This is a genomic window from Oceanihabitans sp. 2_MG-2023 (assembly GCF_030547245.1).
Taxonomy (GTDB): Bacteria; Bacteroidota; Bacteroidia; order Flavobacteriales; family Flavobacteriaceae; genus Oceanihabitans.
In genome coordinates, this window is sequence record NZ_JAUOQT010000002.1 from 605,541 (window position 1) to 625,816 (window position 20,276).

Sequence of the window (20,276 nt, forward strand, 5' to 3'; positions counted from 1 at the left end):
TCATTGAATAAAGTAATATTTGTAATGGGAGTTTCTGGTTGTGGAAAAAGCACAATAGGAAAATTACTTGCCCGAGAATTAGACATTCCTTTTTTTGATGGTGATGATTTCCACCCTGAAAGTAATATTAAAAAAATGTCTAACGGTCAAGCTTTAAATGATGAAGACAGACAAGGTTGGTTACAAACATTAAACAATTTAGCCATAAAGCAACTCACAAAAAACAGTTGTGTTATTGTTTGCTCTGCTTTAAAACAAAAGTATCGTGAAACGTTAAGTCATACTATTAAAGAGAAAACAAAATGGGTACATCTATCTGGTTCTTTCGAACAGGTTTTAAAAAGATTAAATAACAGAGAGGGACATTTCATGCCTGCCGAGTTACTAAAGTCACAATTTGAAACCTTAGAAACACCAGATGAAGCCATGAAAATAGACATTAAGATAACACCAGAAAATATTATTAAAAAAATAAAACAAGAATTAATGAAAACCTCAGAATTTGGATTATTTGGTTTAGGCGTTATGGGAAAAAGCCTATGTAGAAATTTAGCCAATAACGGATTTAAAATTTCTATGTTTAACAGACATGTTAATGATGTTGAGGTAGATGTTGCTAAAAACTTTAAAGCAGAATATCCCGAATTAGCACAAGCAGAAGCTTACGATGATATTGCTGCTTTTGTTAATTCATTGCAACAACCAAGGCGCATTATGTTAATGGTTAATGCTGGAAAAACAATAGATTATGTTATTGAAGATTTACTGCCTCATCTGTCAAAAAATGACATCATTATTGATGGTGGAAATTCTAATTATAAAAAAACGAAACAACGTAACGAATATTTAAAAACTAAAGGAATTCACTTTATTGGAACTGGAGTTTCTGGAGGTGAAGAAGGTGCTTTAAAAGGACCATCCATAATGCCCAGCGGAGATAAAGAAGCCTACAAAAAAATAGCTCCTTTTTTAGAAACTATATCTGCAAAAGACAAAAACGGCCTACCTTGTTGTACCTACGTTGGACCAGAAGGAAGCGGGCAATTTATTAAAATGGTGCATAATGGCGTGGAGTATGTAGAAATGCAATTACTAGCAGAAGTTGCAACGATTTTAGAATCTTTAGGTCAAAATCCAGATGCTATTGCTAACACTTTAAATAACTGGAAAGCAACTGCAGATAGTTATTTGTTAGAAATTACAACTGCAATTTTTCAAAAAAAAGAAGGAGACGATTGGTTAGTAAATAAAATATTAGATAAAGCTGGTAATAAAGGCACAGGAAACTGGACAACCATAGCTTCAGCCGAACTTGGTGTCCCTAGCACATTAATCGCTTCTGCCCTATTTTCAAGATATATTTCGTTTTATAAAGAAGAGAGATTACAATTAAACAAACTTTTTGAAAAAGGAAATACTTCGCAATTAAACCTAACAACTAACGAAATTTTAGAGGCTTACCAGTTTGCAAGAATTATTAATCACTATCAAGGTTTTAAATTAATTGCTGAAGCTTCAAACAAAATGGATTGGGATCTAAACCTAAGTGAAATAGCAAGAATATGGACTAATGGCTGTATAATTAGATCTACTTTAATGGAAGAATTGGTTGTAGTGTTTAAACAGACATCAAATATTTTAACCAATACAGAATTAATAAACACGGTTATTAAATACAAACCAGCTGCAAAAAAAGTAGTGTCACAATGCATACTTAATGATGTTGCAACACCAGCTCTGGCAGAAGCTATCCAATTTTTAAACGGAATTACAACAGCATATACCTCTGCAAATATAATACAAGCACAACGTGATTACTTTGGAGCACACACCTATCAAAGATTAGATGATGCATCTGGAAAGAGCCATCACACGAACTGGAATTAAAACAAATAAAACAATAAAAACGATCTCATATTATGGATGCAACAACACCTAATAAATCATTTCTTAAAAAAATTATTGCTATTATATTAGGATTTGGTCCTGGAATTTTTGCTATTGGTTATACCATTGGTACAGGTAGTGTAACTTCTATGATTGTAGCAGGAAGCAAGTTTAACATGCAATTACTCTGGGTACTATTACTAAGTTGTATCTTCTCTGGTGTATTGATGTTTGCTTATGGAAATTACGGATTGATAACTGGTGAAACTGCACTCTTCGGATTTAAAAAACACTTAAAATACGGTAAAGCTTTAGCTATATTAATTATTATAGGAATCACATTTGGACAATGGAATTCTTTAATGGGAATTTTAGGGATATCTTCTAATATCATTTACGAAATTTTGGCTGTTAATTTTGATGGACTAAGTGATTTTAAATATGAAACTGTATTAATAACCGCTATCATCATCATCATAACATTTTACTTATTAATGCTAGTTGGTAAGTACACTTTTTTTGAAAAAATACTAGTCATTTTTGTAACCTTAATGGGATTCTCCTTTATACTATCCCTATGTTTTGTACAACCACTTCCTATAGATGTAGTTAAAGGATTAATACCAACAATTCCAGATGTACCAGGAGGCAAAATGTTAGTTGCCGCATTTGTTGGTACTACCATGGCTTCGGCTACATTTTTATCTAGACCTTTATTTGTAAAAGGAAAAGGATGGACTATTAAAAACTTAGAACAACAAAAAAAGGATTCTATAACAGCTGCAGTTTTAATCTTTTTAATTAGTGCAACTATTATGGCTGTGTCTGCTGGAGCTTTATTTTATGAAGGAAAAGAAGTAACACAAGTTTTAGATATGGCAAATACATTAGAACCTGTTGCTGGTAAATGGGCCGTTACTATTTTCTTTTTTGGTGCTTTAAGTGCTGGTTTATCTTCTATTTTCCCTTGTCTATTAATTGCTCCTTTATTACTTGCCGATTACCAATCTGGCGAATTAGATACAAACTCTAAACAGTTTAGAATTATAACCTTTATAGCTTGCCTAGTTGCTTTAATAGGCCCTGCTTTTGGCGCAAATCCTATAGAAGTTCAAATTCTTTCCCAAGTATTTAATGTATTTATTTTACCTGCAGTAGTATTAGGAATTATTCTAATGATAAATAATAAGAAAGTAATGAAAGATTACAAAACCAATCTTGGAGTAAACATTGGGCTATTTGCCGCTTTATTCTTTTCGTTAGTAATTTCATACAACGGGATTCTTGCACTAACAGAATATTTTTAATAAAACAATTCGCAAAAAATAAATACATCAACAATAAAAACATCAACTCTATCAATACATACGCAATATGAATACGAATAAATTAACAGGAAAAAACGTTCTAATAACCGCTGGAGCACAAGGGATTGGAGAATCTATAACAAAACACTTTATTGATAATGGAGCCAATGTGGCAATTCATTATTTTTCTAGTGCAGATACAGCAAACCAATTGACAGAATATGCAACTAGCAAAGGGCAAAAAGCAATAGCTATAAGTGGCGATCTAACCAAAGAGGCAGATGCTAATGCAATGTTAAAAACAACAGTAGATGCACTTGGAAGTTTAGATATACTAATCAATAATGCAGGTTCCCTTGTTGCACGTAGAATGCTAGGCGATATAGAAACAGAATTCTGGCACAAAGTAATGGACATTAACCTAACCTCCATGATGTTTGTTACAAGAGCAGCTGCGCCTTATTTAGCAAAAAACGAAAACAGTAGTATTGTTAATTTAGCATCACTAGCAGGTCGTAAAGGTGGACACCCAGGATCTCTAGTATATGCAACAAGTAAAGGAGCTATCTTAACATTTACAAGAGCACTTTCCACAGAATTAGGAGATCAAGGTATTCGAGTTAATGCAGTTTCTCCTGGTCTTATTCTTGGAACTTCTTTTCATAACACACATACTACAAAAGAATCGGCAGCCGAAACTACAGCTGGTATCCCAATTCAACGAGCAGGTAATGCTGCAGATGTTGCTAGAGCTGTTTTATTTCTAGCATCTGAATATGACGGTTTTATTACTGGAGCTACACTTGACATCAACGGAGGTGTTTACAACATGTAGTTGTTTATTACAGAGCCATTAACAAAATACTAATGTGTTTTTTTAATGGCTTATTTTTTATCTTGTAATCAAAATAGCACAGGTTTGAGTTAAAAGTCTATATATTATTTGGAAAATTATAAAAATCACGTATATTGGTAAACCAATCTGGTAAACCAATTGTTTATGACAAACCAACTAAAGCATTTTACTACTATAATTTTTCTTTTTTTACTAGTATTTTCATGTAATGAAAGTGAAAATAATGCTTTATTAGTAAATGATTTATCCGAATTTAACAAGGCTGTAAAAAACGCAAATCCAGGAGATATTATCACACTAGCTAACGGTGTTTGGAAAGATGCAGAATTGGTATTTGAAGGAAAAGGGACAGCAGAAGATCCTATTACACTTAACGTTGAAGAAAAAGGAAAAGTAACTTTAGAAGGAAATTCAAACTTGCAATTAGCTGGTGAACATTTAATTGTTGAAGGTCTAGTTTTTAAAAATGGTTTCACTCCTACTAACGCAGTAATTTCTTTCAGAAAAAACAGAGAAGAAATAGCAAACAATAGTCGTTTAACCGAATGTGTTATAGACAACTACAATAATCCAGAGCGTCAAGTACAAGATTATTGGATTACTATTTACGGAAAAAATAACCGTATAGACCACAACCATATTGTTGGTAAAAAGAACCTTGGTGTAACTATGATTGTTGGATTAGACACCAAATCGAGTAGAGCAAACAACCATAAAATTGATCACAACTATTTTGGCCCAAGACCAACTTACGGAAATAATGGAGGAGAAACTTTACGTATTGGGACAAGTCATCATGCACTAGAAAACTCAAACACTTTAGTAGCGTCTAATTATTTTGACAGAACAAATGGCGAACATGAAATTATTTCAAACAAAGCTTGTCAAAACACCTTTAAATACAATACTTTTTTTGAGTGTACTGGTACATTAACTATGCGTCATGGAAATGAAACCTTAGTTGATGGAAATATGTTTATTGGAAACAACAAACCAAGTACAGGAGGTGTTCGTATTATTAACGAAACACAAACGGTTATTAATAATTATCATATTGGTTTAACCGGTTACCGTTTTAGAGGTGCATTTGTAATGATGAATGGCGTACCAAATTCACCACCAAATCGTTATGTTCCTGTTATAAATTCAAAAGCAAACAATAATATATTTATTGATTGCAATCATATTCTTTTTGGTGCTGGTAATGATGCCGAAAGAAGTCAAGCTCCAAGAACTTCAGAATTTTCAGGTAATATTATTTACAATAAAAACGAAAGTGACATTTTTACTATCGATGCCGATATTAGCGGCATTACATTTAAGAATAATCTTCTTAGCAAAGACGGCAAAACTTCTATTAATGAAGGTTTTGAAAATGCCGAGATCTCCTTAGTAAAAAATAAACAAGGATACTTCATCCCGAAGTCAGATAAAATTAAAAGGGCAATCAACATCAGTCCAAAAATTGCTACAAAAGAAAATACTGGTACAACTTGGTATTCCAAAAAAGACACAAACATTGCTTTTAATTCAGGAAAAACAACAAAAGTTGCTCCAGGAATTAATACATTATATGAAGCAACAAAAAATTCAGAAGCAGGAGATATTTTAGTATTAGAATCGAGCAAAAATTATTTAATAACTAAAGCAGCAAAAATTAATCACCCATTAACTATAAAATCATCAGGAAAAGAAAAGCCTGTTATTTTATTTGAACGTATGATGGCTTTAGAAATTCAAAATGGCGGAAGTTTGTCACTAGAAAACATCACTTTTGATGGTACTAAATCTCCAGACTACGCAGGAAATTCTGTAATTAGTACTAGTAAAAATTCCATGCTAGATAATTACAAACTATTTATTGACAATTGCGAATTTAAAGATATGGTTGTTAACCATTCGTTTGATGTACTAAGAGTCTCTAAAGGCACTTTCGCAGATACTATTAGTATTCAAAATTCTAAATTCAAAAACATCTCTGGTCACATTGCTGCATTAGATAAAGAAACGGATGACATTGGCGCATATAATGTAGAATACTTTATTATGAAAAACAATACAGTAACCGATTTACAAGGTGCTGCTTTACGTTTATATAGAGGCGGAAAAGACGAAAGTACTTTCGGTCCATTTTTAGAAGTAGACCACAACGTATTTAATAATGTAGGTTTTGGCAAAAAGAATAAATATAAATCTGCTATGTCTTTATATGGCGTTCAAGTTAACAATATTGAAAACAACAACTTTAACAATACAGCTGGTTTAAACATGCACTTAGTAGTAGGTGAACCAATTGTAAATGTATTAAATAACAACTATTACAAATCTGGAAAAATTGAAGTTACCGGAAATCAAAAACATACTATAGAAAACCTATATAACATAGCTCCAACTTTTAAAAAAGGAACCTTTGAACTATCAAAGGATTCTTCATTAAGAGGAAAAGGAACTGACCATAAAAACATAGGACCTATTTCTAATAACTAAACATGACACAATCTAAAAATTTCATATTTAAATTTGCTTTAGTCGCAATTGTATTCACTGTATTTTCTTGTAAAAAAGAAAATACAGCTGGTACAAATTCTAAATCAGAAACATCCATTTCACAAGAGCATCCAAAATTAATTCTTACCGCTCAGGGTGTAAAAAACATTAGAGAACAATTAGGGTCCATTCCAATTTTCGATAATTCACTTCAAGCAGTTAAAGAAGAAATTGATGCAGAAATTAAAGCAGGTATAGAAGTTCCAATTCCTAAAGATTATTCCGGTGGTTATACACACGTAAGACATAAACGCAATTGGGTAGTACTACAAAAAGCTGGTGTTTTATATCAAATATTAGACGATGAAAAATATGCGCAATATGTTAAAGACATGTTGATGCAATACGAAAAACTATACAAAACACTTCCACTACACCCAAAAACTAGATCTTATGCTAGAGGGAAATTATTCTGGCAATGCTTAAACGATTCTAACTGGTTGGTTTATGTAAGTCAAGCGTACGATTGCATCTACAATTATTTAACCGAAGAAGAACGCAACAAATTAGAAAACAATTTATTTAAGCCATTTGCAGATCATATTTCTATAGATAGCCCGCAATTTTACCAAAGAGTTCACAACCACAGTACTTGGGGTAATGCAGCTGTTGGTATGATTGGTTTGGTAATGAATGACCAAGAATTAATAGATCGTGCTTTATACGGAATTAAAGGTGTCGATTTAGACACAAAAGCTAAAGATGATGATGGTGGATTTTTAAATAAAGATGGAAAAGCTGGCTTTTTAGCAAATATTGAAGAACCTTTTTCTCCAGATGGCTATTATAATGAAGGGCCATATTACCAGCGTTATGCTATGTATCCTTTTTTAATTTTTGCAGAGGGTCTTCATAATGTAAAGCCAGAATTGAAGATTTTTGAATATAAAGAAGGAGTACTACTAAAATCTATAAATGCACTTTTAAATTTATCGGATGCAGATGGGGAATTTTTTCCACTTAACGATGGACAAAAAGGTATGTCATATTATAATAGTGCTTTAGTTACTGCAGTAGATATTTCGTATCATTTTGGAAAACAAGATCCTGGTTTACTATCTATTGCAAAAGAACAAAATACAGTCCTATTAGATGATTCTGGTTTGGCAGTAGCACTGGGTATAAAAAATGGCAAAGAAAAACCGTTTCTTAAAAAATCCATTAACTTATCCGACGGCCCAGAAGGAACACAAGGCGGTGTTGGTATTTTAAGAAACGAAGATATCGAACTTGTTTTTAAATATGCTGCACAAGGATCCAGCCATGGGCACTATGATAAGTTATCCTATTCGTTATATGAAAAAGGAGAAGAAGTGATTCAAGATTATGGTCTAGCACGATTTGTAAATATTGAACAAAAAGGTGGAGGAAATTATCTTAAAGAAAATAAAACTTGGGCAAAACAAACTATTGCACATAATACTGTTACGCAAAATGAAACCTCTCATTTTACAGGAAAATATGATATTGGAAGTTTACATCATTCCGATTTACATTATTTCTCTTCAGAAAATGAAAACGTACAAATCGTGAGCGCTAAAGAAACAAACGCATATCCAGGAACCGAAATGCTTCGCACAATGGCTATCATTAAAGAAAAAGATTTCGAAAAACCATTTATGCTAGATATCATGAAGATAACTTCAGCTTCAGCGAACCAATACGATTTTCCGTATTACTATTTCGGACAAGTTTTACAAACAAATTTCGATTTCCAAACATCCGAAACATTAAAACCACTAGGAACTAAAAATGGGTATCAACATTTATTTGTCGAAGCTACTGCAAAAGCAAATACAGATAATTCTAAATTCTCATGGCTAAATAAAAATAAATTCTATACCTTAACTACTGTAACTAATGCCAATGATGCATTATTGTTTACCAGAATTGGTGCAAACGACCCAGAATTTAATCTAAGAAGAGACCCTGCAGTAATTTTAAGAAGAAAAAATACAAAAAATACCACTTTTGTTTCCATAATAGAAACACATGGTAGTTATAGTCCAATTTCTGAATCTGCTTTAAATTCAAATAGTACTATTGCAGCTTTACAAGTAATTTTAGACACAACAGATTATACTGCAATAGCGATAACAACTATAAATAATAATACCAAAATATTTATTACAGTAAATACAAACACTTCAAAAGAGACAAAACATAGTATAAAAATTAACAATAAGAATTATGAGTGGTCTGGTTCTTATTATTTCAAATAAATAAACCAACTTAAATTAAAATTATGAAAAGATTTAGTGAAAAATATGTTATCACAAAAAACATGGACTGGGAAGTTCTTGGAGGAGGAGTATCTAGAAAATTTTTAGGTTACGATAACCAAATCATGATGGTAAGAGTCAAATTTGATAAAGGAGCATTAGGCGCACCGCATCAACATTTTCATACACAAGCTACCTATTGTGTTTCTGGAAAATTTGAATTTGAAATTGATGGTGTAAAGCAAATTGTAGAAGCTGGAGATGGCGTTTATATTGAACCAAATTTATTACATAGCGCAGTTTGTCTAGAAGAAGGGGAACTAATTGATACATTTAGCCCAGTAAGAGAAGATTTCTTAAGTGGTGATTCTGTTTCTTATTTTGGAGATAAATAGACTCAAAAAGACAATTACATTATAAAAGAGAGTTTTATAAAAAAACAAAATAAAGCGCTTAAGCAAAATACCAATGTTTGCTATTTTAACTTAAATATCACCTATTTTAACATATAAAAATTACGAAAACGTTGGAATTAACAAAATTTTATATATATTTGGTAAACCAATCTGGTAAACCAATTTAATTTTGGGCTTAAAAAACAAAAAAAGGACAAGTAAAATAACCTATCCTTTTTTAAAAAACTTCTTTGACGGGAAGTAATTATGTAATAAAACATAACATTACAAAAGTAACAAACATATTGATACTTGCCTAATGATTGTGTTTTTAGTAAAACAAATTAATTAACTAAAAATTAAAAATCAATTATGAATTTAAAAGCTAAATCGGCATTATTTGCATTACTCTTCATGTGCATTTCTGCCTTTGCCCAAGAAAACGTAACAGTAAAAGGGCTAGTGGTAGATGCAAATGACAATATGCCATTACCAAGTGTAAATGTAATTATTGTTGGTACTAGTACAGGAACTAGTACAGATTTTGATGGTAACTACCAATTACAAGTAAAAAACGGAGATGTAATTCAATTCTCTTACATTGGTTACCTATCGCAAACAGTGATTGTTAATAACCAAAGCTCTATCGATATTTCTTTAGCAGCAGATGCTAATAGCTTAGATGAAGTAGTAGTAGTTGGTTATGGTACACAAAAGAAAAGTCACTTGACTGGTGCTATATCGAAAGTAAAAAATGAAACACTGGATCAAATTGCTGTTTCAAGAGTAGATGACGCTTTAGTAGGTCAAGTATCTGGTGTAAATATTCAAGCAACAAATGCAGAAGCTGGTGGAGCACCTACAATTACCATTAGAGGTGTTGGTTCTATAACCGCAGACTCTGGTCCTGCTGTAGTAGTAGATGGTATAGTTGTAAGTTCTGATTTTCTTGGAAATTTAGACATGAATGATGTAGAATCTTTTGAAGTATTAAAAGATGCAGCATCTGCAGCTATTTATGGTAGTGAAGGTTCTAATGGTGTAATTATGATTACTACTAAAAGTGGTAAATCTGGAAAAACTAAATTTAGTTACCAAACGTACACTGGATTTAAAGAAGCTCATGGAAGTGATGATTATAGAAAAAGTGTAGCAGATTGGGCTAAAAAAGAGCAAGCTGCAACTGGAACACTTTCTGGTGAAACATTATACGCGCAGTTATTAGTTGCAACTACAGGTGTAGACAGAGATTGGCAAGATGTATTTTTTGATGGAGGTACAGTTACAAGTCACTCTTTTGCAGCTAGAGGTGGTTCTGAAAAAACAAAATTTAGTACATCTTTAAGATATCTTCATGATGAAGGTGTTGTTATAACAGATGATTATAAATTAATGACTGGGAAAATAAAAATTGACACTGAATTAAGTGACAAACTAAAATTTGGAATTAGTGCAACTCCTTCTTATACAAAACAAAGAAGATTACCTACTTCAATTCATAACCCAACACGTCAATCGCCATGGTTGCCAATTTACCATACAGAAGAAACACTTCAGTTTGTTAATACTTCGGCTTACCCAGATGTACAAGCAGGTGATTATTTCTACGAAAATCATTTAATGAATTTAGATTTAGATAATGATGGTAATACAGAAAGACCACGTACTTCAGGAGATTCAAACCCTTATGCACAATACGTAGAAAGAGAACATTATGAATACAATACAAAACTATATGGATCTACTTATTTAAGTTATGACATTATTGAAGGGCTTACAGCAAAAACTTCTTTAGGTTTAACTTTAGACCAAAGAAAAAGAGAAAGATGGGATGGAACAAAATATCATGCATCTGGGAATAGTAGAGCATTATATAACTTACAAAACAGATTTCGTACTAGATTAATTTCAGATAACACATTAAATTATTCTACTACAATAGGTGAAAACCATGAACTTAATATATTAGCAGGTGCAACAATACAACAAAGAAAAAGTAGCACTAGTGATGTAACTGGTACAGGGTATACTAGTGATAGACTTAAAAATTTACAAGGTGCAACAAGTATTTCTGAATTTGAAGAAATCAACACCGTACTACAAAAAGTAGGTTACTTTGGTAGAGTTACTTATGCGTATGCAGACAAATATTTATTATCTGCTTCTTTTAGACGTGATGGTAGTTCTGTTTTTGGAATTGATACTAAATGGGGTAATTTCCCTGCAGCTTCTATAGGTTGGAATGCTCATAACGAAGATTTTTTAAGTGATAGTGATGTTGTAAGCAAACTAAAATTTAGAGTTAGTTATGGTCTTACAGGTTCTGAAAACTTTAATGTTGGTGACGAAGTGGTAAATGCATGGCCTTACTTAGCTTTATTACAAAACTCTAATGCGGTTAGTGATGGCAGTATTTCTCCTGGTGTATCTCCACTTAATATTGCTAATGCATTATTACAATGGGAAGCTTCTGAAGAGTTTAACCCTGCTGTAGATTTTGGATTATTCAACAATAAAATTTCTGGATCGGTAGATTATTACCAAAGAACTAGTGATGAATTACTATTAGAAAACCCTGTTTCTTATGTAACTGGATTTTCTGGAGGTATAGTAAACTTAGGAAAAGTACAAAACAGAGGTTGGGAATTTGAATTAAGAACTAAAAATATTAGTAGTGAGAAATTTTCTTGGAACTCTACTATAATTGCTTCTACGAATAAAAACGAACTACTTAGTTTTGGGGATTCAAACAATGCATTAATTGAAGATACCTATGGTAGAAATTCACAATGGATTAATAGAATTGGAGAGCCAATTTCTTCTTTCTGGGGTTATGTTGTAGACGAAGAAGCGTATAACGAAACAGAATTTAGAACTAATTATGTAGACAACCCTTGGAACAGAATTAATGGTCAAGCTGATGATACTATCGTAAAAGATTTAAATGGTGATGGTATTATTACTGATGAGGATAAAACTATTTTAGGTGATCCTTATCCAGACTTAGTATATAGTTTTACTAATGAATTTAAATATGGTGACTTTGATTTTTCTTTCATGTTACAAGGTAGCTTAGGTGCACAAGTAAATAACATTGGAGATCAATACTTCTATAACTGGTTTGGTAATAGAACTAGAGCTGGTGGAGAAGCACAAGCAGTTTCAGATGGTGTAGTACCTCATGAATCTTTTATTCAAGAAAAAGTTTTAACTAGTGAAGTAATTGCAAGTGCAGACTACTTTTCATTACGTAATGTAAGCCTTGGGTATAATTTCCCAGATGATTTAACATCAAAATTAGGTTTATCAGGACTTAGACTTTATGCAACTGGTCAGAATTTAATTTATATTACAGCAGATGATTACCATGGTTTTAACCCTGAGCATATAGATGGTACAGATCCTAGAGCATATGGTTCTCAAAGAGCTGGTACGCCAATATATAGTACAATATCTTTCGGTTTAAACGTTGATTTTTAATTATAAACACATCAAATTATGAAAAACATAAAATTTTTAATAGTAGCTCTAGCAGGAAGTATTTTTATTTCCTGTGATACAGAAGAGTTTTTAAACCCATTACCAGATACTGTAGTTGTAGTTGATACGTTTTTTGAAACAGATGCAGATGTATTAGCTGGAGTAATAGGAGTGTATGATGCCCTTCAAGGGGTGAATGAAAATACAGAAACAAACATAGGGGATTTTAACAGAGGAGTGCAGTTTGAACACCTTTTAACAGAACACCGTACAGATAATACAAGAAATGCAACACTAGAAGGATCTAAATCCGATTTTCATAGATATGTAGTTACTGCAAACAATGTAGAATCTGAAGATTATTATCAATCTATGTATGAAGTTATTTTTAGAGTAAATAATGTCTTAAACTTTATGGATGTTGCAGATGATAGTAATCGTGCCAAATATACAGCAGAAGTTAAATTCTTAAGAGCTTATGCATATTTTAACTTAGTAAGATTATTTGGTGATGTACCATTAGTAACCACTGTTTTAGGACCTGAAGAAGACCAAGCTCTTTTTACACGTATTGATTCTGATTTAATATACGAACAGATTATAGAAGATTTATTAGAAGCTGCTAACACTTTAGATAACACGTACAAATCTAGAGCGTCACAAGCTGCAGCACAAGCGCTATTAGCAAAAGTTTACTTAACACAAGGAACAAACTATGTTGCTGCGCAACAATTATGCGAATCGATTATTGGTGGACAATATTCTTTACAATCTAACTATTATGATGTCTTTTATAACGAACTAAATAACGAGATTATCTTTGCAATTCAATACCTGTCGGGTGATGCTAATGAAAGTCAGAGTTTTTCTTCAGAATTTACTTCAGGAGTTCGTGCAGGTAGAGAAGATGGTCAAAATATTGTTAATGATAATCTTATAGCAGATTTTAATATGTATGGAGGTATAAGAACAGATATTTCATATACAACCGTTCTAGGTTCTAATGAAGTTGCAAAATTCTTACCAGATGGTTTTGATGCTAATGCTTCACCAACTCCTTATGGTCCTAATGCAAGAAATGCGGGTAATGATTATATCGCAATTCGTTATGCAGATGTGCTTTTAATGCATGTAGAGGCTATTATGGGACAAAGTTCTGAAACAAGTAACTCAAACGCACTTAACTCTTTTAAAGAAGTAAGAGATAGAGCTTTTCCAGATACGGCTCCAAACATCGTTACAAGTGTAACAAAAGAAGAACTTTTACGTGAAAGACGTGTAGAATTTGCTTTCGAAAATCAACGTTACTTCGATTTAGTTAGATTTGGTGTTTTAGATGCTGTACTTAGTGCGCATTCCGATGAAATGGGATATGTATATGATCCAAGAAAAGCTTTATTATTACCAATCCCTGCAAGAGAAATAAATCTTAGTGGTGGTCTTTTAACTCAAAATCCAGGATATTAATACTTAAAAAATTAAACTATGAAAAATAAAGTAAATATTTTCCGTAATTCAACATTATTCCTCTTAAGTATAGTAGCAGCTAGTTTTACTATTAGTTGTGAAGATGCCTTTAGAGACGATTTACCTGACTCAAATTCTCAGGAAGATACTATTTTACCTACAGCTGATTTTTCTTATTCAGCAGATGTAGATAATTTTAGACTAATAAGTTTCACAGATCTTTCAACGCAATCCGCTTTCTATTCTTGGAATTTTGGAAACGGTGATACTTCTACAGATCAAGATCCAACATACACATTTGATGCTGAAGGAACTTACCCTGTAACATTTACAACAAGTGACGCTAATGGCGCATCTGATTCTATTACTTTAGATGTTGTCGTATCAGAACCAGAAGAACCAGAAGCTATTGTTCCTGTAATTGGAGGTTGGGAATTTGAAAGTAGCGGAGATCCTCTTTGTGAAGACAGTAGAGATTGTTGGAGAATTAGTGGAGCATCTATACATCAAACATCAAGTAATGGAGATGGTGGTACTCGATCTGCTAAATACACAGCTGGAAGCGCAGACAATAGAGTTTCATACCAAGCAATAACCGTATCTCCTAATACAAGTTATGTTTTAAGATTTAGATATTCTATCCGAGCTATTGGTTCTGGGGATAGTATTAGAGCAAGTATTGTTGATGGTCAATTATCCAATTTTAGTGAATTTGCAAGTGCAACTTTGTTAGCGCAAGGATCAGGAACAAATGCATTAGGTGTAGATAATTATGATGACTATGTATTAGCCTTTGAAACAGGAGCTAATGGTGACATCGCTATTGTTTTTGATCATGATGGAAATACAGATAACACTTGGATAGATAATGTTACTATCGATGTACAATAAATCTATAAATTAAATAAATGTTTAGATATCTCAAGATTGGTTTGTTTATTTTTCTAGTTTCTTCTGTTAGTGCCAATTGTCAAGCACAAAAAAATACTGTAACGAAAGAAGTTAAAAAGAGGAAAAAAAAGAAGAAAAAATACAAACTTCCTGAGATAGATTTAAGTCACTGGAGTGTAACCACTCCAGAGCTAAACGCAAAAGGTGGAGCGATGAATATTGAACCACCTGAAATTTTAAATTATGCAACAGACGAGCGTTTAACAAAATATATGTATAACGACTCCACTAAAGGAGCTTTAGTTTTCTATGCTTATCCTAGTAATGCTACAACAGCTAACACTAAATATTCTAGGTCTGAGCTAAGAGAGCAAATGGTTCCTGGCGATAATAATACCAACTGGACCTTTGCCGATGGCGCCTATATGAAAGGCGAATTGGCAATGGATAAGGTTACTAAAGATAGTGAAGGTAAATATCATAAAGTAATCATCATGCAAATTCATGGTCGATTAACAAATGAACAAAGAGATCTAATTGGTCAAAAAGACAATAATGCACCTCCAATATTAAAAATTTATTGGGATAAAGGTAAAATTAGAGTAAAAACCAAAGAACTAAAAAACCTAAATGCTACTCAAGAAGAAATGCTACATAAAGATGCTTGGGGGAATGACGATGGTTACACTTTTGAACAAGAAGTTGGATTTAAAAAATTCACACTCGAAGTAGAAATATCCAGTGGCAAAATGGTTATTATTTTAAATAAAACAGATTATAAAGTATATAAAAATATTCATATGGCAAAATGGGGAATCTTTGAAAATTATTTTAAAGCAGGGAACTATTTTCAAAGTAGAGATGAAGGCGCTTATGCAAAAGTTAGATACTATAAATTAGAAGTCACACATTAAAAATATTTTGATTAGTCTTATTGTGATTAAGTTAAACTTAGAAGGTCTTAATTAGGCCTTTAAGTTTAACTAAACTATAAAGTTCTTTCTAAATGAAATTTATTACATTTATCATATAAACAGACATTATATAATTATTGATTTATGAAATTAGAGATACTTACGAAAACTGAAAATTTTGATATACAAAAACACATCATTGCTAGTATTCGTGATTTAATAAATTTAAAGAATCTGGAACCTGGAGATAAACTACCAGCAGAAAGAACTCTTTCAGAAAAATTTGAAGTATCTAGAAGTAATGTAAGAGAAGCAATTCAAAAATTAGAATTTTATGGATTATTAGAATCTATTCCGCAAAGTGGAACATTTGTAGCTAATATTGGTGTAATAGCAATGAATGGGATGATTGAAGATATACTAAGATTAGAATCGCCAGAATTTAAATCCTTAGTTGAAACTAGAATTTTATTAGAATTAAAAACGGTACGACTAGCAGCATTAAGAAGAACCGAAGAAGATTTGCAAAAAATGAAAGAAGCACTAGATGCGTACTCAAATAAAGTAATAAATAATGAAGATGCTGTTCAAGAAGATTTACTTTTTCATCTAGCAATAGCAAAAGCAAGTGGAAATAGTACTATGAACACATTCATGTTGATTATTACTCCTGAAATTATTACAAATTTCGAGAAATATCATGTTTGTGATAAAGACTTAGCAAAACAAGGTATTGCAGAACACCAAGAAATTTACAATGCCATTAAAAGTAAAAATCCACAGTTAGCCAAACAAAAAATGAAAGATCATTTTAGTGAATTATACCAATATTGTTATAATGATTAAACTGTAATTACTAACTAACACATTAAAAAATATACATGAAACTAAAAGGATTAAGATGGTGGATTATAGGATTAATTTTTATTGCCACTGTTATAAACTATATTGATAGAACTGCATTTGCATTACTTTGGCCGCAAATGGGTGAAGACCTTGGCATGGATAATTCCGATTATGCTTTAATGCTTAATATCTTCATGATTACCTATGCTGCAAGTAAATTTTTATCAGGGAGGTTATACGATCAAATAGGAACTCGTTTAGGATTTATTGTATCCATTGTTGTATGGTCTGCTGCTGCTGCATTTCATGCACTTGCAAGAGGTGTCGTTTCCTTATCTTTAGTTCGTGGTTTACTTGGTCTAGGGGAAGCTGGTTTATGGCCTGGTGCTGTAAAAAGTAATGGAGAATGGTTTCCTGTTAAACAAAGAGCTTTAGCGCAAGGTATTTTTAATTCCGGTGCTTCCATTGGTAATGTAATAGCGCCAGTTATTATCGTTTTTCTATATGCACATTTTGGATGGAAATCAACCTACTTAATACTAGGTGCATTAGGTTTATTATGGGTAATTCCTTGGTATATTTTAAACAAATCTAAACCAGAAGATCATCCTTGGATTACAGAAGATGAAAAAAACTTAATCCTGAATGATAGAATTGAAAACAATGACGTTGCAGTTAAAGGATCTAAAAGCTTAAGCGTTGGTAAAATACTAAGTTACAAACAACCTTGGGGTGTTTTATTATGCAGATTTTTTATAGAACCAATTTGGTGGTTCTTTGCTGGTTGGATGCCAATATATTTAAATTCTAAATTTGGACTTAGTATAGAAGAAATTGGGAAAACCATGTGGATATCTTATCTAATGGCTGCAGCTGGAGGGATACTAGGCGGCTTATTTACTGAAGAATTAATAAAACGTACCAATGTAAATACTGGTAGAAAAGCAAGTATAGTATTAGGAAGTCTTTTAATAATAATAGGATTTGTTTCTATTATATTATTTGTAACCGACTCTAACTATATGACATTTATATACTTAGCAGGAATTGCACTTTTTGGATTCCAATTTGCTATAGGTAATATCCAAACTTTATCTAGTGACTTGTTTAAAGGACCTTCTGTTGGCACATTAGCAGGATTAGCTGGTACAATAGCTGCAGTATCTCCTATTATTATGAACTGGTTTATTGGTTCAATTACCAAAGGAGGATCTTATACACCAGCATTTATAGCAATTACAGTATCTGTTATACTTGCAGTACTATCCATTTTCTTTTTTATTAAAAAAGTAAGGCTAGTAGATAACACAAAAAACTAAAATATTTATCATAACATCATAGAAAAAAAAAAAAAAAATGAGTAAAAACAAAGGAAAATTAGCCATAGTTACAGGAGCAACTGGAGGAATAGGATTTGAAGTAGCAAAAAGATTAGGTCAAGATGGATATACTGTAGTATTAAATGGTATTGATGATGAAGCGGGAGCTAAAAGATTAAAAGAGTTAACCGATGAAGGAATCAGTGCAGAATATTATGGATTTGATGTTACTAAAGAAGATCAAGTAACAGATAACATCACTAAAATTGGTGAAAAATATGGTAGAATTGACGTACTTGTAAATAATGCAGGTGGTTTAGGAGGTCGTTCTAGATTTGAAGAAATGACTACAGACTTTTATAGATTTGTAATGGCATTAAACTTAGATTCTGTATTTTTTGCATCAAGAGCAGCAATACCGTTTCTTAAAAAAGGAGAACATCCTTCTATAATTAACTATACCTCAAATGCAGGATGGACAGCTGGAGGACCAGGAGCTGGTATCTACGGAACATCTAAAGCTGGAGTACATGCTATCACTAGAGCCTTAGCTAAAGATCTTGCCGAATATGGTATTAGAGCAAATGCAGTATCTCCAGGTACTATAGACACACCTTTTCACGCACAAATTAAAGCAACAAAACCAGAAGTATTTGCTTCTTGGGCAAACAATATTATGTTAGGTAGATTAGGCCAACCAGAAGATGTAGCTGGGGTTGTTTCTTTCTTAGCTAGTAAAGATGCTTCTTTCATAACGGCTGAAACTATTCAAATTGGTGGTGGTCAAGCATTAGGTATATAACTTAAAAACGAAAAATAAATATCTAAATTTAAAAGAGAAGTTATTGGTATAACATCATTAAAAGAAAAGTCAAGCATCTGAAGTTAAGTTACAGATTTAGTAACATATATAATTTCTTATAAGACCTCTTTTATAAAACGAGTTAACAATAACATTAATGAAGAATTAGCATTTAGATAAATTTAAATTTTTAACAGAAACTAAATAGTTTTATTTTTAAACACAACCCTTTTTAAACACTACGTTTAAGATAATGTTTAAGAATAAAACTATTTATCATTCTAAAAGATGAAGTTTTGTAATTAAATAAATAATAATGAGTAAGATTGTCACATTTGGAGAAATTATGTTAAGACTCTCAACAGAGCGTCATTTAAGATTTTCTCAAGCGAAAAAGTTTGCAGCCTCTTATGGTGGTGGAGAATTTAATGTAGCAGTATCTTTAGCAAATTATGGTATTCCAGCCGAATTTGTTACTAGACTACCAAAAAATGAAATGGGAGCTTGTGCATTAAAAGAGATGCGCAAATTTAATGTAGAATCTAAAAATGTTATTTACGGTGGAGACAGACTGGGTATCTATTACTTAGAAACTGGAGCTGGAACCCGTGGTAGTAATGTAGTCTATGATAGAGCAAACAGCTCTATGGCTACCATAGAAAAAGGTTCCATAGATTGGGAATCGGTTTTAAAAGACGCTACATGGTTTCATTGGAGCGGTATTACTCCTGCAATTTCACAATCTGCTGCAGACGAATGTTTAGAAGCAATTAAAGTTGCACATAAATTGGGGGTTACTATTTCTTCCGACTTAAACTATAGGTCAAAATTATGGCAATACGGAAAAGAACCAAACCAAGTAATGCCAGAACTTTTAAAGTATAGTAATGTTATTTTAGGAGATATTGATACCGCATTTTTTATGTTAGGAAAAGATAAAGTAAATCCTAACTACCAAGACGAAAAATCCTTACCTTCTTTATACGATCAAATATTTAAATTATGTCCTAATTTAAATACTACAGCAACTACATTAAGGTATTCTGTTAGTGCATCGCATCAACGAATTGGAGGTATATTATACGATGGAAAAACTATTTACAACGCAGATGTGAAGGAGGTTACTCCTGTTGTAGATAGAGTTGGTAGTGGAGACGCTTTTATGGGTGGCTTAATTTATGGATTAGTAAACAATGCTACCAATAAACAAAAAGCATTAAATATAGCGGTTGCCGCTTGCTGCTTAAAACACACTATTTCTGGTGATTGTAATTTAATTACACTAGATGAAATCGAAAAATTATTAAATGGTGATGCCTCAGGAAAGGTTTCCAGATAAAAAA

General features: G+C 32.2%; 14 protein-coding genes. All 14 read left to right on the forward strand.

Annotated features, from left to right (window positions below):
- The first annotated feature begins 3 nt into the window (after nucleotides 1-3).
- Entirely contained in the window at nucleotides 4-1,887 is a 1,884-nt protein-coding gene (gene gndA, locus Q4512_RS06500) for an NADP-dependent phosphogluconate dehydrogenase (protein WP_303423136.1), read from the forward strand.
- Between the two features lie 32 nt (nucleotides 1,888-1,919).
- Nucleotides 1,920-3,194 carry an Nramp family divalent metal transporter gene (locus tag Q4512_RS06505; RefSeq protein WP_303423138.1) on the forward strand — a complete coding sequence of 425 codons (1,275 nt, stop codon included), beginning with the start codon at nucleotides 1,920-1,922 and terminating at the stop codon, nucleotides 3,192-3,194.
- Nucleotides 3,195-3,261: 67 nt separating this feature from the next.
- Nucleotides 3,262-4,029: an SDR family NAD(P)-dependent oxidoreductase gene (locus Q4512_RS06510; protein WP_303423140.1), complete on the forward strand. Its 768-nt coding sequence runs from the start codon at nucleotides 3,262-3,264 to the stop codon at nucleotides 4,027-4,029.
- Nucleotides 4,030-4,194: 165 nt separating this feature from the next.
- Nucleotides 4,195-6,537 (forward strand): polysaccharide lyase 6 family protein, encoded by a 2,343-nt coding sequence (locus Q4512_RS06515; protein ID WP_303423142.1) that lies wholly within the window; start codon nucleotides 4,195-4,197, stop codon nucleotides 6,535-6,537.
- Nucleotides 6,538-6,539: 2 nt separating this feature from the next.
- On the forward strand, nucleotides 6,540-8,819 hold the full coding sequence (locus Q4512_RS06520) for an alginate lyase family protein (protein WP_303423144.1): 2,280 nt from the start codon (nucleotides 6,540-6,542) through the stop codon (nucleotides 8,817-8,819).
- A gap of 23 nt (nucleotides 8,820-8,842) precedes the next feature.
- Nucleotides 8,843-9,214 (forward strand): cupin domain-containing protein, encoded by a 372-nt coding sequence (locus Q4512_RS06525; RefSeq protein WP_303423146.1) that lies wholly within the window; start codon nucleotides 8,843-8,845, stop codon nucleotides 9,212-9,214.
- Between the two features lie 372 nt (nucleotides 9,215-9,586).
- Nucleotides 9,587-12,694: a TonB-dependent receptor gene (locus Q4512_RS06530; RefSeq protein ID WP_303423148.1), complete on the forward strand. Its 3,108-nt coding sequence runs from the start codon at nucleotides 9,587-9,589 to the stop codon at nucleotides 12,692-12,694.
- 18 nt (nucleotides 12,695-12,712) lie between these two features.
- Nucleotides 12,713-14,161: a RagB/SusD family nutrient uptake outer membrane protein gene (locus tag Q4512_RS06535; RefSeq protein ID WP_303423150.1), complete on the forward strand. Its 1,449-nt coding sequence runs from the start codon at nucleotides 12,713-12,715 to the stop codon at nucleotides 14,159-14,161.
- A gap of 18 nt (nucleotides 14,162-14,179) precedes the next feature.
- Nucleotides 14,180-15,052, forward strand: a complete 873-nt coding sequence (locus Q4512_RS06540; RefSeq protein WP_303423152.1) for a PKD domain-containing protein — start codon at nucleotides 14,180-14,182, stop codon at nucleotides 15,050-15,052.
- Between the two features lie 17 nt (nucleotides 15,053-15,069).
- A complete protein-coding gene (locus tag Q4512_RS06545) occupies nucleotides 15,070-15,966 on the forward strand; it encodes a polysaccharide lyase family 7 protein (protein WP_303423154.1) in 897 nt (298 codons plus the stop codon).
- Between the two features lie 144 nt (nucleotides 15,967-16,110).
- Nucleotides 16,111-16,812 (forward strand): FadR/GntR family transcriptional regulator, encoded by a 702-nt coding sequence (locus tag Q4512_RS06550; RefSeq protein WP_303423156.1) that lies wholly within the window; start codon nucleotides 16,111-16,113, stop codon nucleotides 16,810-16,812.
- Nucleotides 16,813-16,847: 35 nt separating this feature from the next.
- Complete coding sequence (locus Q4512_RS06555; protein ID WP_303423158.1) at nucleotides 16,848-18,131, forward strand: MFS transporter; 1,284 nt, start codon at nucleotides 16,848-16,850, stop codon at nucleotides 18,129-18,131.
- 37 nt (nucleotides 18,132-18,168) lie between these two features.
- Nucleotides 18,169-18,933, forward strand: a complete 765-nt coding sequence (locus Q4512_RS06560) for an SDR family NAD(P)-dependent oxidoreductase (RefSeq protein ID WP_303423160.1) — start codon at nucleotides 18,169-18,171, stop codon at nucleotides 18,931-18,933.
- Nucleotides 18,934-19,249: 316 nt separating this feature from the next.
- The gene (locus Q4512_RS06565; RefSeq protein ID WP_303423162.1) at nucleotides 19,250-20,272 is read left to right on the forward strand and encodes a sugar kinase; all 1,023 of its coding nucleotides are present in this window, start codon (nucleotides 19,250-19,252) and stop codon (nucleotides 20,270-20,272) included.
- Nucleotides 20,273-20,276: the final 4 nt, after the last annotated feature.

Excerpts from the sequence above, each read along its gene's own strand:
- Q4512_RS06505 (WP_303423138.1), top strand. The coding sequence starts at position 1,920 with ATGGATGCAACAACACCTAATAAATCATTTCTTAAAAAAATTATTGCT.
- Q4512_RS06510 (WP_303423140.1), top strand. The coding sequence starts at position 3,262 with ATGAATACGAATAAATTAACAGGAAAAAACGTTCTAATAACCGCTGGA.
- Q4512_RS06515 (WP_303423142.1), top strand. The coding sequence starts at position 4,195 with ATGACAAACCAACTAAAGCATTTTACTACTATAATTTTTCTTTTTTTA.
- Q4512_RS06520 (WP_303423144.1), top strand. The coding sequence starts at position 6,540 with ATGACACAATCTAAAAATTTCATATTTAAATTTGCTTTAGTCGCAATT.
- Q4512_RS06525 (WP_303423146.1), top strand. The coding sequence starts at position 8,843 with ATGAAAAGATTTAGTGAAAAATATGTTATCACAAAAAACATGGACTGG.
- Q4512_RS06530 (WP_303423148.1), top strand. The coding sequence starts at position 9,587 with ATGAATTTAAAAGCTAAATCGGCATTATTTGCATTACTCTTCATGTGC.
- Q4512_RS06535 (WP_303423150.1), top strand. The coding sequence starts at position 12,713 with ATGAAAAACATAAAATTTTTAATAGTAGCTCTAGCAGGAAGTATTTTT.
- Q4512_RS06540 (WP_303423152.1), top strand. The coding sequence starts at position 14,180 with ATGAAAAATAAAGTAAATATTTTCCGTAATTCAACATTATTCCTCTTA.
- Q4512_RS06545 (WP_303423154.1), top strand. The coding sequence starts at position 15,070 with ATGTTTAGATATCTCAAGATTGGTTTGTTTATTTTTCTAGTTTCTTCT.
- Q4512_RS06550 (WP_303423156.1), top strand. The coding sequence starts at position 16,111 with ATGAAATTAGAGATACTTACGAAAACTGAAAATTTTGATATACAAAAA.
- Q4512_RS06555 (WP_303423158.1), top strand. The coding sequence starts at position 16,848 with ATGAAACTAAAAGGATTAAGATGGTGGATTATAGGATTAATTTTTATT.
- Q4512_RS06560 (WP_303423160.1), top strand. The coding sequence starts at position 18,169 with ATGAGTAAAAACAAAGGAAAATTAGCCATAGTTACAGGAGCAACTGGA.
- Q4512_RS06565 (WP_303423162.1), top strand. The coding sequence starts at position 19,250 with ATGAGTAAGATTGTCACATTTGGAGAAATTATGTTAAGACTCTCAACA.